At 37.0% G+C, this 15,379-nt stretch carries 13 protein-coding genes; 2 read left to right on the top strand and 11 right to left on the bottom strand.

Features of this window, described 5'->3' with window-relative positions; all coding sequences use genetic code 11:
• Positions 1–10: 10 nt before the first annotated feature.
• Both AAHB15_RS02400 and AAHB15_RS02395 read right to left on the bottom strand, forming a co-directional pair.
• Positions 11–1,096 (bottom strand): CAP domain-containing protein, encoded by a 1,086-nt coding sequence (locus AAHB15_RS02400; protein WP_335571615.1) that lies wholly within the window; start codon positions 1,094–1,096, stop codon positions 11–13.
• A gap of 192 nt (positions 1,097–1,288) precedes the next feature.
• Positions 1,289–1,723 carry a CBS domain-containing protein gene (locus AAHB15_RS02395; RefSeq protein ID WP_144562591.1) on the bottom strand — a complete coding sequence of 145 codons (435 nt, stop codon included), beginning with the start codon at positions 1,721–1,723 and terminating at the stop codon, positions 1,289–1,291.
• A gap of 193 nt (positions 1,724–1,916) precedes the next feature.
• Between AAHB15_RS02395 and AAHB15_RS02390 the strand changes: the two genes are divergently transcribed.
• Positions 1,917–2,276: a YugN family protein gene (locus AAHB15_RS02390; RefSeq protein ID WP_098526995.1), complete on the top strand. Its 360-nt coding sequence runs from the start codon at positions 1,917–1,919 to the stop codon at positions 2,274–2,276.
• Between the two features lie 53 nt (positions 2,277–2,329).
• On the opposite strand, the gene AAHB15_RS02385 is transcribed toward AAHB15_RS02390, so the two are convergent.
• The 8 genes from AAHB15_RS02385 to cyoE form a co-directional block, all read right to left on the bottom strand.
• Complete coding sequence (locus tag AAHB15_RS02385) at positions 2,330–3,505, bottom strand: GNAT family N-acetyltransferase (RefSeq protein ID WP_335571613.1); 1,176 nt, start codon at positions 3,503–3,505, stop codon at positions 2,330–2,332.
• Positions 3,506–3,657: 152 nt separating this feature from the next.
• Positions 3,658–4,119, bottom strand: a complete 462-nt coding sequence (locus AAHB15_RS02380; RefSeq protein ID WP_335571612.1) for a DUF420 domain-containing protein — start codon at positions 4,117–4,119, stop codon at positions 3,658–3,660.
• A 106-nt stretch (positions 4,120–4,225) separates the two neighbouring features.
• Positions 4,226–5,131 carry a cytochrome c oxidase assembly factor CtaG gene (ctaG, locus tag AAHB15_RS02375; RefSeq protein ID WP_335571611.1) on the bottom strand — a complete coding sequence of 302 codons (906 nt, stop codon included), beginning with the start codon at positions 5,129–5,131 and terminating at the stop codon, positions 4,226–4,228.
• 125 nt (positions 5,132–5,256) lie between these two features.
• Positions 5,257–5,592, bottom strand: coding sequence for a cytochrome c oxidase subunit IVB (ctaF, locus tag AAHB15_RS02370; RefSeq protein WP_098996595.1), 336 nt, complete (start codon positions 5,590–5,592; stop codon positions 5,257–5,259).
• Position 5,593: 1 nt separating this feature from the next.
• On the bottom strand, positions 5,594–6,220 hold the full coding sequence (locus AAHB15_RS02365) for a cytochrome (ubi)quinol oxidase subunit III (RefSeq protein WP_335469505.1): 627 nt from the start codon (positions 6,218–6,220) through the stop codon (positions 5,594–5,596).
• The gene (gene ctaD / locus AAHB15_RS02360) at positions 6,220–8,088 is read right to left on the bottom strand and encodes a cytochrome c oxidase subunit I (protein WP_342041883.1); all 1,869 of its coding nucleotides are present in this window, start codon (positions 8,086–8,088) and stop codon (positions 6,220–6,222) included. The genes AAHB15_RS02365 and ctaD overlap by 1 nt, the downstream gene beginning before the upstream one ends.
• A 28-nt stretch (positions 8,089–8,116) precedes the next feature.
• Positions 8,117–9,175, bottom strand: coding sequence for a cytochrome c oxidase subunit II (gene coxB, locus AAHB15_RS02355; protein WP_335571609.1), 1,059 nt, complete (start codon positions 9,173–9,175; stop codon positions 8,117–8,119).
• Between the two features lie 196 nt (positions 9,176–9,371).
• Complete coding sequence (gene cyoE / locus AAHB15_RS02350) at positions 9,372–10,310, bottom strand: heme o synthase (protein ID WP_342041689.1); 939 nt, start codon at positions 10,308–10,310, stop codon at positions 9,372–9,374.
• Positions 10,311–10,932: 622 nt separating this feature from the next.
• Here cyoE and AAHB15_RS02345 point away from each other — a divergent pair.
• Complete coding sequence (locus AAHB15_RS02345) at positions 10,933–11,841, top strand: COX15/CtaA family protein (protein ID WP_342041688.1); 909 nt, start codon at positions 10,933–10,935, stop codon at positions 11,839–11,841.
• A gap of 44 nt (positions 11,842–11,885) precedes the next feature.
• Here the strand turns inward: AAHB15_RS02345 and pyc are convergent, their stop codons facing one another.
• Positions 11,886–15,329, bottom strand: coding sequence for a pyruvate carboxylase (gene pyc, locus AAHB15_RS02340; protein ID WP_342041687.1), 3,444 nt, complete (start codon positions 15,327–15,329; stop codon positions 11,886–11,888).
• Positions 15,330–15,379 lie beyond the last annotated feature (50 nt).

Genomic DNA, 15,379 nt, shown 5'->3' with positions numbered 1-15,379 from the left:
CACCTTTTTCTTATTTATCATCAGTTTTACGGATAAAGTTTTGTGTATAGTACTTTTCATAAACACCCACACCAAGATGAGAGTATTCTTTACTTAATAATGAATCACGATGTCCTTTACTATTAAGCCAGCCCTCCACCACTGCAGGTCCATCCGTATAGTTTGCTGCGATATTTTCTCCAGCGGTTTGATAGGCAACTCTAGCAGTTTTTAAACGATTGGCCAAATCACCAAATTTCTTAGAAATATGTGAAAAGTCGTTGTTTTGAGCCATGTCCCTGCTATGCTCAAAAGCAACTTCAGCAGTTTTTTCATCCCATACTAATGGTTTTACTTTGTGTCTAATTCTTAAAGCATTGGTAATGTCAAAGATTTGTTGCTCTGTACTTTGTTCCACTAAATTCATCATATCTTCACTTAGAGCAGGTGGTTTGATGAGCTGTCCGCGATAAACCAATTCATATGGACGCTGTTTTACTAACGTTTCTGCGTCAAGAAAACGAACACTTGAAAGATTACCAGTAAACTTATCAATATATAACTGGACATAAATATTCCCCATTCGAACCATTGGACGAAGATTTAAATCCGTATCATTCAATTCAAATCGATAAGTGCTTCCATTTACTTCAAGATTTATATTCGTATCAAAAAATTGCGTATTAAATATCTCTTCGACAGGCTGACCAATTTCAAATGGCGCTACATTTAAACTTTCCCCAAGCGCAAAAATAGTTACAACCCGCTTATTTTCAACCCCTACTTGTAAGTAGCGGTTAGAACTCTGATTATAGATATACCATTGAAAACCATACAGCGATTCATCAATTCTTATTGGTGTTCCAAACTCTTTCTCGAGATTGGAAACATCTTGTCCAATCAACAGAGCTAAACCTTCCTTTGGTTTCTCCAATGGTGTTTGATTCCCGTTTGTTTGATCAGCCTCCTGTGGAGTAGATTGTTTCATCTCTGACGTTTGATCTTCCTTAATCAGTACCTTACTATCATCATTTTTTTCATTTATACTAACGTAAAAACCAATTGTTAGGAAAACAACTGAGAGTATTAAGATTCTGCTTAGAGTACGCAGTCGCACTCACCCTCTCTATAACAATTTCTATCATTATATGTATTAACATTATATGTATTAACAAAATAATTATATCATTTATATCCTGATTAGTAAGAGTCATACGTAAAAATGTCAGTTTTCTTAATACTTTTAAAAAATAAAACAGGCACATTTTGTACCTGTTTTAATGATAATATTAATATTTGTATAATAATTTTAATGCTGAGCACCATTGAGATTCTGTTCTGAAATCTCACTAAGGGCTTCTTTTGCCTGGTCATCTGTAAGCTCCCGAATGGCAAAATCTCCAAGGGATACGATACCTACTAATTTCTCGTTTTCTACTACAGGCAGGCGGCGAATTTGATGATCAGCCATTAATTTTGCCGCTTCCCTGCTGGAGGTTTCTGGACTCACAGTAACCATTTCTTTACTCATGATATCTTCTACTTTTGTAGAACCAGGATGTTTTTCCGCTACCCCTCTAATAACAATATCACGGTCTGTAATCATGCCCACTAGTTTTTCCTTATCAACAATTGGAATTGCCCCAACATTTAGGTCCTTCATCTTCACAGCAACCTCAAAGATATTATCTAATAAAGTACAACATTCTACCTCATCTGTCATAATGTCTCGAATTTTCTCCATCATAAATTCCTCCAAAGTATTTTTAACCTCTATTCAATGTTTTAGGCTTTACCAATGCAAGCGGTTTTATTCGCTTAAATCTATTCATTGCAAGTTGTCAAAATTTCAACTATTATTAGAATGAATTATTATTTTACTTCAATACCAATTTAGGAACAAAGGGCTTGGCAACTGTTTTTAGGAGGGATTTAAGATGAAATTCGAGAATACTGGAATTGAGAAATTAAAAGCGGACCTAAACCGTTTAGATGACGTTATGCATGAATACGGTTTAGTACGGGCCGGACAATGGGATTATGACCGGGTTACATATGACCGTAAATTTGAGCTAAAAGAAGGCGTATTTTATCTTCGTGTTCAAGGTTTTGCGGTGGAGGGTGATGTTGACGTATTTAAGGCTACGATTCAATTATTGACACCACTTTTAGGAAAGCATTATTATCCTCATGGAGTAGAATATGGTGAAGGTGAAAACTTTCCTGCTTCCCTTGTAACTCAGTGCAAAAAAATCCTTGAAAATGTAGCAGAAGAAATCAGTCAGTTCGCACTATAATGTGCAAAGGGCGCATGAAATGAAGATTCATGCCCCTTTTTTATATTCTAGTATTAAAAAAAGTCATAAAACGCGGATTTTAGCTTTGGAATCATGGTCTCGAATTGATCGACTTCTTGCTTTGCCCCCTTTATTAGACCCAAATCATACAGTTCTTCTGGCCTTTTATAGCCAAAAAGAATCGCAGATAATTCATTAATGGTCAAACGAATCCCCCTCTTTGGCGGATTTAAGCACTGACTTCCCTCTTTCGCCTTATACTCCTTCACTTCACCATTCCCTATTAGGTAACTTCCATTATTCCATGCAGCAAAAGGATCCTCCAGATGAATAAAAATAGGGTCTGTTGTACTATCAAACCGAAACCTTTCTAAACACTTTTTCGCATTAACAATTCTACACATGAAATAGGGCATTACTTCAGTTTTTAATTTTGGTTGATTTAGGAAATATGGAAAAGAATCATGGACCGACAAGTTTACTGTAACAATATCAACCATTGAGTCATGCTGACAAATAAAATTCCATAGGCCCACTCTTGCTTCCTGATCTAATGCCGCCATTTCCTTGATTTCCATTTTTCTATCTTTTACATTAAATACTACATAGCCCCTTGCTTCTTTTGATGTATTATAAAAGACCGCGGCTTGTGATTGGTCATCATGCACATGTTCCTTCCACCACTTTGTGTCACGAACGAGCATCCCCGAAAACTTTTCTCCATACTTTCTATAGATTTCCTCAATATCCTCATGATGAGTTTCCTTAGAATTCCTCTTTATATAGCCCGACTGTGGGCTAAGAAGTTTAAGACTCACTTTTTCGATCGTAACTTTTTTTACATCACTTAAAATCTCCCAGCCAAATTTTCGATAAAAGGCAAAATCAAATGGTGCCAATAAAGAAACGATTTGTCCATCATGTTTCATTTGCGCTAATGCTTCAATTATTAGTGATTTAACATGACCACTCCGTCTATATTCAGGGTAGGTGGCTACTCCAGCGATCCCTCCCATGTCCCAAACTTCCCCATTCATATAAACAGCAAAAGGAATGATATGTAATTTTGCAGCAAGTGCACTATTTTCTCTTATCCCTAATAGCTTATGAGATTTTAACATTTCAAGTCTAGCAGGAATCTTTTCCTCAGGAACACGGTATTGGAAAGCATATTCAGACAGCCTTAATGATTCTATATATTCATCTTCCTTAAGTATCTTAATATCCATCAATCTTCCTCCCAAAATTTTTTAAACTGCTACCATTTTATAAGTATTCAGATAACTAAAAATGATGTAATAAAAAGGTGCTAAATTAAGCACCTTTATCTATTCGTTCCGATATTTAAATTAGCCTGTCAGTACAGTATCTTGGAAAATATTTACAAACCAAGGATTGCTTTAATCATCGATGTCGTCTCTCCACCCTTATAAAAAACATATAACAAAAGGTAAACAGCAACCCCTGTTATGGCTGTAAAAAACCAGATAAAACTCGTTACAGGCCCTAACTTACGATGGATGGACAATTTATTCTTATATCCTGTAACTAATGAAATAATCCCAAAGACTGCTCCTACGGTTGCTAATGTAATATGAAAAACTAAAAAAATCGTATAGTAAATTTTTATATTTGCTGGTCCGCCAAATGAGGTGTTCCCGATAAAAATTGTTCTTGATGCGTATATAATAAAAAAGATAAGAGCAAAAATAGCAGCAACAAACATTGTTTTTCTGTGAGCGTCAATTTTTCTTTGTTTAATTTGCCACCAGCCTATCGCAACTGTTATCGCACTCAACACTATAAAAGATGTACTAATCGTAGGTAAAATAGGTAAATTCATTATTTATCCTCACTCTCAAATATTCTAACCTCATTTTAGTTTAGTTCTCTTTTCTTTTCAAATAATACTAGTAATTTCATAAAAAAAGCTCCCTTTTGAAGGGAGTTTATTCAACAAGAGTAGGATTTAAATGATGTTTTTTCATTTCACGTTCAGAGTCTTCCTGATCATTACGGTACCATTCAAAGAATACTTGGCCTAAAACAACAGCGTAAATAATCTCTTGAATTATTTTCATCACTATCCCGCCCAGCCGTTGATCTTCAACTGCAGACATAGAACTAAAAAATTCAGGACCAGTTAAGTTCAAATTATCAAACCCAGAACCAACACATAAGCTCATTACTTGTGACCATACCTTAGGATCATGATAGGTTGCATATAATGAGCTATCTGAAAAAATAATTAGTGCACATGCAGGAGTTATTAGTATACTGTTTACAAAAATATAAGCAACTTTTTTAATTCCAGTTAAATTTTTATACTCAGGCAAAGGACAAATCAATGACCACCACATCCCTATCGCTAACACAAATAAGACAATGGAGTATCCCGCATGAAGATATCTATTTTGCATGACGTTGTCAAAAACGATTGGTATATGATAGAAAGAAAAAAAAGCATTAAATAAAAGTACGGCAACAACTGGTTTTGAAAATATCTTGAATAACGATTTAATAACCATTAAATTCAAAATCGTTCTCCACAGCCAATTAGGAATAGATAAAATAAACAATGGGGGAACAAGGAAAACTAACAAAACCATCGTAATTCCATGTATATAGAACACAAGATGACCCATTAAGTCCAACGGTGATCCCTTAATGGCATATAATAAGACCATAGCTGTTATAAAAAAGCTAGCTTGTTTACCAGTTAATGATTCACTATTCTGGAATTTTGTTCTAAACTTTGTAGTTAATAGAAAGAAAGCACCAGTAAGTGCAAGTAATATAATTAAAAAGTACGGGCTCCAAAGGGCTTCAAAACCAAAAATTTCTAAAGAAAGCACCTTAATCTCACCTCAATATAATTAAAGAGTCTTATTAATATTATAACTTTAGAATATAGATCAAGCAAAGATTGAGTTTTTGCTAAAAAGAAAAATCGGCTAAAAGCCGATTTTTCTTTTATTTATTACCACCAGATAATGGTGCTAAATGCTAATATCGCAGTTAAGCCAACAAATAAACCTGAGAACAGAAACAATGTAGGTGCTTCGTGCCCTTTATGGCTCATATGCATGAAATAAAATAACTGAAAGACAACCTGAACTGCTGCTAGTAAAATGATAAACGGTACAGTAAACCAAGCCGTAAATCCTTTCATTGCAACTGCAGCAAAGGCCACCAATGTTAAGAAAATCATTAAGGCAAACGATATAACTTGATAACGCATTTCTTCAGCGCTTTTTTTACGGCGATATTCTAAATCTACTCTTGGGTTGCCTGAGCTTAATGGCTGATTTGTCATCTTATCCCACCATCCCCATCAAATATACTACAGTAAAGATAAATACCCAAACTACGTCAATAAAGTGCCAATATAGACTAGCAACATAGAATTTAGGTGCATTGTAAAGATTTAGCCCACGCTTAGAGTTTCTAATCATTAAAGTTAAAATCCAACACAAACCAAATGCAACGTGGCCGCCGTGGAAGCCAACAAGTGAATAGAAAGCTGAACCGAAAGCACTGCTGGTAAATTTATGTCCCTCGTGAACGTAATTCGTAAATTCATAAACTTCACTGCCAAGGAAACCAAGACCTAGTAAAACTGTAACACCAAGCCAAAGCATCATTTTCTTGAAGGCAAAGTTCTTCATATGATACATAGCATATACGCTTGTGATTGAGCTTGTTAATAACAGCATTGTTGCAAGAAATGTTAGTGGCAATTCAAATAAATCTTTCGCTAAGGGCTGACTTGTATTTGGGACTTTATCTTTTAATGCAAGGTAAGTGGCAAAGAGAGAGGCGAATAAAACGGTCTCTCCCCCTAAGAATAACCAAAAACCAACAAATTTATTTTTTGCCTCAAGGGTAGATTTTTCCGGCTCTGCAGGCCATGTTTCATAAGTCATTTTTTCTTCAGCGTGCATTATGCCTTAGCCCCCTTCTCTTCCTGTAATTCCTCTTTATGGATATGGAAACCATGATCATCTTTTACAGAACGTGTGAACAATGAACCAAAAGTTATTAAGAGCCCAATAATCATGACTGGCAATGCCCATGACACTTTATCAACATGATACATCGCACCAAATGCTGCAATGAACAATCCTAATGCAATCACAAATGGGATAAATGAAGAGTTAGGCATATGAATATCACCAAGCGGCTCAGCCGGTGTCATACCCTTTTTCCCTTCCATTTTTTCAATCCAATAAGCATCTAAACCACGAACTAATGGAAGCTGTTTAAAGTTATAAAATGGTGGTGGTGATGGAATTGCCCATTCAAGTGTTCTACCGTCACCCCATGGATCATTGCCCACTTTAACATTTTTCACAGAAGTCAATACAACATTAAGGAGCATGATGATTACTGCAATCGACATAAATCCGGCTCCAACAGAGCTAATCATATTTGCAGTTTCAAAACCTTGGCCTGGAAGGTAAGTAAAGACACGGCGCGGCATGCCCCATAAACCTAAGAAATGCTGGATAAAGAAAGTTAAATGGAAGCCAATGAAAAAGAACCAAAATGTGATTTTTCCTAACGTTTCATTTAACATCGTTCCAAACATCTTTGGCCACCAAAGATGTATGCCAGCGAAAATACCGAACACTACGCCACCAACAATAACATAGTGGAAGTGAGCAACAACAAAGTAAGTATCATGATACTGGTAGTCTGCGGAAGCAGCAGCGAGCATTACGCCTGTAACCCCCCCCATAAGAAAAGTAGGGATAAAAGCAAAAGCCCAGTACATTGGAGTAGTAAATTTGATACTTCCCCCCCACATCGTAAACAGCCAGTTAAAAATCTTGATACCAGTTGGTACCCCAATGGCCATTGTTGCCACAGCAAAAATAGCATTGGCAACAGGTCCTAAACCAGTTGTGAACATGTGGTGTGCCCATACCATAAAGCCTAAGAAACCAATAAGCACCGTCGCAAATACCATGGATGAATAACCGAAAAGACGTTTCCTTGAGAAAATCGGAAAGATCTCTGAAAAAATACCAAATGCAGGAAGTATTAAGATATACACTTCGGGGTGTCCGAATATCCAGAAGAGATGTTCCCAAATAACTGTATTTCCACCCATTGTTACATCAAAGAAATTAGCTCCAAATAGACGGTCAAACATCATTAAAGTCAAACCAACTGTTAATGGAGGGAATGCAAATAAAATTAGTGCAGATGCAACAAATGTTGTCCAAGTAAATAATGGCATCCTCATATAGGTCATACCAGGAGCACGCATGTTAATAATGGTAACAAGGAAATTGATACCACCGATTAATGTACCGATACCCGAGATCTGTAATCCTAGTACATAAAAGTCAACCCCGTGACCTTTAGAATGAAGTGCTAGTGATGCATATGAGGTCCAGCCTGCATCAGGAGCACCGCCCAGGAACCAAGATAAATTTAGAAATATTCCTCCAAAGAAGAACAACCAAAATCCTACTGCATTAACAAATGGAAATGCTACGTCACGAGCCCCTATTTGTAATGGCATTACAGCATTCATAAAACCAATTAGCAAGGGCATCGCCGCTAAGAAAATCATTGTTGTTCCGTGCATCGTAAGGATTTCATTATATGCACCTGCACTAACAAAATCATTATTAGGTACAGCAAGCTGGATACGGATAAAAACCGCCTCTAGTCCTCCGACTAAGAAGAAAAATCCACCTGCAATAAAGTATAGGATGGCAATTTTTTTATGGTCGACTGTTGTTAAATAGTCCCATAAGGTTGCGCCGAATCCCTTTTTTTGAGCAATGGTACTCACAATTTTACCTCCCTTTCAACCAATTCCCCTATTATTCCTGAACCTTTAAACCCATTAAATAATCTGCTACTGCATCAATTTGGTCATCAGTTAAGTTTCCATATTTTCCAGTCATCATATTACCTGGTTTATAAGTTTCAGGATTTTTAATCCAATTTTTTAGTTCTTCTTTATTATGATCTAAGATACCTGCCACACGAGATCTGTCACCAAAGTTTGTTAAGTTTGGTGCTACACGAGCAGTGTCAGGCATTTTGTTAGCAGGTGTAACAGCATGACAACCGATACAGCTTTGATTGAAAATTTCCTGTCCTTTTGCAGCAGATGCTGTTGTTGCTTTTTGCGGTTCTTTTACATCTTGCATCGCAGAAACCCAAGCATCAAATTTATCACGGCTCATTGCTTTAACTTTAAAGTCCATCAGCGCATGTGATGGTCCACAAAGCTCAGCACATTTTCCATAGAAAAGATTACCAGCTTCGTTCGCACGCTTATCATCGAATTCCAGCCAAAACTTATTGGCATTATCTGTGTTGGTATCGATTTTACCACCAACAGCCGGAATCCAGAATGAGTGTTTAACATCCATAGATTTTAAATTAAAATAAACTTTTTCATTTGTAGGAACCACTAATTCCTGACTTGTTACAATTTTTTGTCCAGGATATTCAAAATCCCACCAATATAAATGCGATCGTACATTTACAATAAGTGCTTTTGTATTCTTTTTGTCCATCGGACTCACATCAGCAAGCTTAAATGTTGACGCAACAGTTGGAATAGCCAAAATGAGTAGTAATAATATCGGAATCGTAGTCCAGATAATTTCTAAACGGTGACTTCCTTCAACTTGTTTTGGGATTCTTTCGTCTTTTCTTCTAAAACGGAAAAATACCAATACAAAGATTACTACTACCACTAGGATTACTCCTACCATGATATAGGTACTTAACTTCATTAAATCATATTCTGTGTCTGCAACTTCTCCGGCTGGATTTAACGCTGATAAATATGGTTTCCCACATCCGGAAAGTACAAGCGCTAACATCGCAAACAACGAAATCAGACGCCACTTTGCAAGCCTCTTCATAGCTTAATCAAACCCCTCTTTCACTAATGAATTCTAATAAATATTGTTTGGTCAAAGAAGTATGTAATATGGTTCTCCCCTTCATTTGTGACCGACGGCAGCTGTTTTAGTAACTTAAGTATATGTAACCGTCATCAATCAACTAATTAGGAAAAAGAAAAAATTCTTCTTTTTCCCGGGGTAAACCAAGGCAAAACTAAATTAATGTAACTATAACCATCGCCACAAAAATAATCGTTAAATATTGCAAAGAATAGACAAACATTAGTTTCGCCCACTTAATGTCATCTTTGACCTTATATCCATAAATCCCCAATACCAGCCAGCCGATATTTAACACGGTAGCAAGAATCAGAAATGGGATTCCTAACTTAGTAAGAAAAAACGGGATGGGCAGAAGTGCCGCCACCCAAACCAAGATATGGATCTTGGTTGTTTTAAAGCCTTTAACCACTGGCAGCATTGGTACACCTGCTGCTCTATATTCTTCTACTCTTCTCATTGCGAGAGCATAAAAATGAGGAGGCTGCCAGACAAACATTAAAACAAACAATGCCCAAGCCATAATATCAAGATTACCATCAACAGCTGCCCACCCAATTAAAGGTGGTACTGCCCCTGAGATGCTTCCAATAATTGTATTCGATACTAATTGGCGCTTAGACCACAGTGTATATAGGAAAACATAACTAAAAACCCCAAGCAGTCCAATTACTGTTGCAGTCAAGGTAGTAAAGAATAAACACAGTGTACCCAGTCCAATAAGCAAAATACCAATGGCTAAGACTTTTACAGGCATTACCTTCCCTGTAACGGTTGGTCTTGTTTTAGTCCTCTCCATTAAAGGGTCAATATCCCTGTCAATATAGTTATTAATGGCACATGAGCCAGCAATAATCAATGAAGAACCAGCTACTGTAAAAAATACAATATCTAAATTATTTAAAAAGCTTTGTCCTGAAAAATGAAGTGCCAGCCATAAACCAGTAAAGGTGGTTATTAAATTGGAATTAACAATTCCAATTTTAATAAGGGCCAAAAAGTCCTTCCAGACGGTCGTTTTTTCGATTGTTCCTTGCAGACTTGCCACACCATTTTCAATGGCCGAATCTCCATAAGTCTTAGAGTTGGACATATCATTTCCTCCTAATCCTACTAACAAATATTCACCAATTAAGGAACTTAAATACTTACTGATTTTTTTAATATATAGTGCTGACTAAAAATAAAAGGGTCGCTCTTTTATTTTATAAGATACTATTACAAAAAAAGTTATTTAATCTTCCAAAAAACATCAGTTTCTAAAATACTTTCTCTGTATATTAAATCACACTTTATGACATTTTTGTGAACTTTTTTTGAATAATTTTAGACTAAATTGTGACAAAACATAAGTGAAATATAATCCTTACACTTTTCACACATTAAATTTCTTCCATAAAATAACTGTTATGAAATATAAGGATAAAACTAATTTTTACTCTTTTCTCTCTTCTTTTTGCATGCCTCATTATCTAATTTTACTACCTTAATATTAAGATTCAACCCTTTTGACTATTTTCACTATAATAATAGTGAAATATAGTTATTATTCATCTACCACTTTTTATTTAATTATTGTCAGCTAAAATTCTGTTCTTTTTTTGCTATTTTCGTTATGATTACATAGGGACTTTTAAAACTAGTTACTTTTTCATTTATTATACTGTCAGGTTTAACCAATGACAAATTATTGAACTTTTTAAGAGGTGAATTTTTTGCAACGTTCTTTAAAGTGGTTGGCGGTTGCAACCACAATCGTAATGATATTTATTTTACTTGGCGGTGCCTTGGTTACAAAGACAGGGTCTGGGATGGGGTGCGGAAGATCCTGGCCTTTATGCGAGGGGAAATTTGTTCCCTCGGAAATAACTCCTGAACTAATGATTGAGCTTGCTCATCGGCTTGTCTCAGGAGCAGGGGGAATAATGGTTCTCCTTCTTTCGGTTTGGTCATGGAAAGCAATTGGTCATATTAGAGAAACTAAATTTCTTTCATTGCTGTCATTTATCTTTTTACTCTTACAAGGATTAATTGGGGCTGCTGCCGTCCTATGGGGGCAATCAGGATTTGTGCTTGCCTTGCATTTCGGAATATCACTTGTTTCCTTTGCATCCGTGTTCTTACTAACCTTGCTTATATTTGAAATCGATAAAAAGTTCGAAGCAGAAAAGCTATACATCGATAAACGAATGGGGTTTCATATTGTAGGTGTCTCTATTTACAGTTATCTTGTCATCTATACAGGAGCATTGGTCCGACATATGAAAGCAAGTCTTGTTTGCCTCGATTGGCCTTTATGCTCTAATGAAAACCTTTCCTTGCCATCAGACATATACCAATGGGTGCAAATGGGGCATCGTGCCGCAGCAGGGATCATTTTTATCTGGATTTCTTATATTTTTTACCTTGCCGTACGTCATTATAAAGAGCAGAAGGTTCTATATTGGGGCTGGATGATTGCTTTCATCCTTGTGTCCTTACAAGTCATTGCAGGAGCGTTTATCATCTTCAGCATGTTAAACCTTTATATCGCACTCCTGCATGCCTTTTTTATCACTTGTTTATTCGGTGTATTAAGTTATTTCCTTCTCTTGTTTTCAAGATCACGTCGGACTCATCAATAAAAAAAGTTGCCGGTAACTCCCGGCAACTTTTTTAATACTCTCATTTAGGATTTTGTCAGTTCTACTAAAAGGTCTCCTGTTAGGATGGCATCTCCACTTTTAACGTACAGGTCTTTTACTATACCTGAAAAAGGTGCTTGAACCGTTGTTTCCATTTTCATCGCTTCTGTGATCAGTAAATGATCTCCTCTTTCTACTTTCTCTCCTTTTTCTACCAAAACCTTAATGACTGTTCCCGGCATAGTGGCTGAAAGGTGCTCTTCATTTTTCAAATCTGCCTTCAATCTAGATGTGACCGTTGCTTTAATGCTCTCATCCTTGATAGATACCTCACGCGGCTGTCCATTTAGCTCAAAATAAACCACCCTTGTGCCGTCGGCTTGGGGCTGACCAATCGAGATTAACTTAACAATCAGTGTTTTACCTTTTTCAATTTCTACCTCAATTTCTTCACCCAATCTCATTCCATAAAGGAATGTTGGTGTATCGAGCATCGAAATATTCCCAAATCGTTCATTTGCTTTGATATATTCTAAAAACACCTTTGGATAGAGTGCATAAGATAAAATTTCAAAATCGGTTACTTGTCTGCCAAGTTCTTCAAACAGCTCTTCTTTAAGAATGTCGAAATTCACATCTTCAAGAAGTTCACCAGGTCGAACTTCTAAAGGCTTCTTCCCTTTTAAGATGACTTTTTGAAGTTCTTCAGGGAATCCTCCGTATGGCTGCCCTAAATAACCTTCAAATAATTCAACAACAGAGTCAGGGAAATCGAGACTATCCCCCTTTAATAAAACATCTTCCTCCGTTAAGTCATTTTGCACCATAAATAAGGCCATATCCCCTACAACCTTTGAGGAAGGAGTTACCTTAACAATGTCCCCAAACATTTTGTTGACAAGGGAGTACATTTCTTTTACTTCATCCCATTGTTCTCCAAGCCCCACTGCTTTAGCTTGCTGTTGAAGATTGCTATATTGACCGCCTGGCATTTCATGCTGATATACTTCTGAATGTGGGGAAATCATTCCACTTTCAAAATCATGATAAACTTTGCGAACATCTTCCCAGTAATAGGAAAGCTTCTCTAGCGAATCAATATTAACCTTTGGCTTTCTCGTATTTCCTTCAAGTGCATAGAATAAGGAATTAGCACTTGGCTGCGATGTCAATCCTGCCATTGTACTTAATGCTGTATCAACAATATCGACCCCGCCATCAATGGCACGTGCATAGGTAAAAATTCCATTTCCACTTGTATCATGAGTATGGAGATGAATAGGGATATCGATGGTTGCTTTTAATTCGGATATTAACCGATAAGCTGCTTCAGGCTTTAACAGTCCGGCCATATCTTTTATTGCCAGAATATGAGCACCTTGCTGCTCCAACTCTTTTGCTAATGTTCGGTAATAGTCGAGATTATACTTTACTCTTGTTGTGTCTAAAATATCCCCAGTATAACAAATGGCTGCCTCAGCAATTTTCCCTGACTGGCGAACTGCATCAATGGCAACTTCCATTCCCTTTACCCAGTTTAGACTGTCAAAAATCCGGAAGACATCGATTCCTGCTGAAGCAGATTGATTGATAAATTCACGGATTAAGTTATCTGGATAATTCTTATACCCAACAGCATTAGCGCCGCGAAACAGCATTTGAAAAAGGACGTTTGGAATCTTTTCACGAAGAGTTAATAAGCGGTCCCATGGATCTTCCTTTAGGAACCTATAAGCAACATCAAAGGTTGCCCCTCCCCACATCTCGAACGAAAATAAATCCGGTAATAATTTGGCTGTTTCTTCTGCAATATGCGCAATATCAGTGGTCCGCATTCTAGTCGCTAATAATGACTGATGGGCATCCCGATAGGTAGTATCTGTTAATAAAACTTGTTTTTGATTTTTAATCCATTGAACAAGACCCTCAGGCCCATATTGATCCAGAATTTGTTTGGTTCCATCCTGATATGGAACATCATATTTTAACGTTGGAATTCTAGGCTTTGAGAAAACAGGCCTTTTCTTTTTCTCAATTCCAGGAAAGCCATTCACTGTAACATTTCCGATATAACTTAATAGTTTTGTTCCTCTGTCTTTACTTACAGGAAAGATAAATAATTCTGGTGTTGTATCAATAAACGATGTATCATATTCACCATTTCTAAACTTCTCATGTTTGACGACATTTTCAAGGAATGGAATATTGGTCTTTATACCTCTAATCCTAAACTCCTGTAAATTCCGCACCATCTTTGCTGCTGCTTGTTCAAAAGTTAATGCCCATGTAGATAGTTTTACAAGCAAGGAATCGTAATAGGGTGTGATAACAGCTCCCTGATAACCATTACCAGCATCAAGACGTACGCCAAATCCCCCACCTGAACGATAAGCCATTATTTTTCCAGTATCAGGCATAAAATTGTTCAGTGGATCCTCTGTTGTAACCCTGGACTGAATGGCAAAACCATTTAACTTTATTTTTTCTTGAGCAGGAATTCCAATAATCGGACCGTGCAGTTCATGTCCTTCGGATACTAAGATTTGTGTTTGAACGATATCAATTCCAGTTACTAATTCTGTTACAGTATGTTCCACCTGTACACGCGGATTAACTTCAATGAAATAAAAATCATTACCGGAAACAAGAAATTCAACGGTACCTGCATTTAGATATTGGACCTTGCTCATTAATTTTACTGCTGCTTGGCAGATCGAGTTCCGAAGCTCCTCGGAGATGGAAACACTTGGAGCCACCTCAACCACTTTTTGATGCCGTCTTTGAACGGAACAATCGCGGTCAAAAAGATGAACCATGTTTCCATGCTGATCCCCAATGATTTGAACCTCAATATGTTTGGGATTTTCAATTAGTTTTTCAAGATAGACTTCATCGTTTCCAAAAGCGGCTTTCGCTTCGGATTTAGCTCGTTCAAAAGCTTCACGGACTTCCTCTTTGCTTTTAACAATTCTCATCCCGCGTCCGCCACCGCCTAATGAGGCTTTGATAATGATTGGAAAGCCATGGATAGCTGCAAATTCTTCCACTTCACGTACATCATTGACAGGGCCATCACTGCCTGGAATAACGGGAATATTGGCAAGTTCTGCCTGGCTTCTTGCTTTTACTTTGTCCCCAAACATATCCAGGTGATTGGATGTAGGTCCGATAAAAATAATTCCCTCTTCTTCACAGCGTCTGGCAAAATTAATGTTTTCTGACAGGAAACCATAACCTGGGTGAATCGCATTTACACCGCTTTTTTTAGCAATGTCAATAATCCCATCGATGTCTAAATAGGCGTCAATTGGTTTTTTTCCTTCCCCTACTAAATAAGCCTCATCTGCTTTATATCGATGGTAGGCGCCAGAATCCTCTTTCGAATAAATTGCAACAGTCCGAATATTCAGTTCAGTACAAGCCCGAAAAACTCTTATCGCAATCTCCCCGCGATTAGCCACTAATACTTTATTAATTTGTCTTGTCACGTAAAGCACCTCATATTCTATGTATTTTTAAAAACGCAAGGGAAGTATTT

The sequence above is a fragment of the Bacillus sp. OTU2372 genome (assembly GCF_038440275.1).
Taxonomy (GTDB): domain Bacteria; phylum Bacillota; class Bacilli; order Bacillales; family Cytobacillaceae; genus Neobacillus; species Neobacillus bataviensis_B.
This window is presented reverse-complemented; position numbering and strand designations above follow the sequence as displayed.

What these genes read in the sequence shown, in the direction of transcription:
- AAHB15_RS02390 (WP_098526995.1), top strand. Translation starts at nt 1,917, where the DNA reads ATGAAATTCGAGAATACTGGAATTGAGAAATTAAAAGCGGACCTAAAC.
- AAHB15_RS02365 (WP_335469505.1), bottom strand. Translation starts at nt 6,220, where the DNA reads ATGCACGCTGAAGAAAAAATGACTTATGAAACATGGCCTGCAGAGCCG.
- AAHB15_RS02385 (WP_335571613.1), bottom strand. Translation starts at nt 3,505, where the DNA reads ATGGATATTAAGATACTTAAGGAAGATGAATATATAGAATCATTAAGG.
- cyoE (WP_342041689.1), bottom strand. Translation starts at nt 10,310, where the DNA reads ATGTCCAACTCTAAGACTTATGGAGATTCGGCCATTGAAAATGGTGTG.
- ctaF (WP_098996595.1), bottom strand. Translation starts at nt 5,592, where the DNA reads ATGACAAATCAGCCATTAAGCTCAGGCAACCCAAGAGTAGATTTAGAA.
- AAHB15_RS02395 (WP_144562591.1), bottom strand. Translation starts at nt 1,723, where the DNA reads ATGGAGAAAATTCGAGACATTATGACAGATGAGGTAGAATGTTGTACT.
- coxB (WP_335571609.1), bottom strand. Translation starts at nt 9,175, where the DNA reads ATGAAGAGGCTTGCAAAGTGGCGTCTGATTTCGTTGTTTGCGATGTTA.
- AAHB15_RS02380 (WP_335571612.1), bottom strand. Translation starts at nt 4,119, where the DNA reads ATGAATTTACCTATTTTACCTACGATTAGTACATCTTTTATAGTGTTG.